Genomic DNA, 235 nt, shown 5'->3' on the forward strand with positions numbered 1-235 from the left:
GCCTGGGTCCCCCTCGACCTACGCGCACCCCTGACCCGCACCGCCTCCCTCCTGGACGACTCCCGACCCGACGCCCTGTACGTCGGACCGGGACTGGGCACAACCGCCGCCGAACTGCTCGGCGCCGCATCGAGCGCCCCGGCCGTCGTCGCCTGGAACGGAACGGCCGACACCGAACTCGCCCCCGCCCTGGGCGCCGCCGACGACCTGGCCTACGTCATCTTCACCTCCGGCT

The 235-nt window shown here is 74.0% G+C and carries 1 pseudogene; it reads left to right on the top strand.

The features are described from left to right. Positions 1-235: pseudogene (locus OO47_RS33125) on the top strand (hypothetical protein); the annotation flags it as partial.

The sequence above is a fragment of the Streptomyces bikiniensis genome (assembly GCF_000716625.1).
In the GTDB taxonomy this organism is placed as follows: Bacteria; Actinomycetota; Actinomycetes; order Streptomycetales; family Streptomycetaceae; genus Streptomyces; species Streptomyces bikiniensis.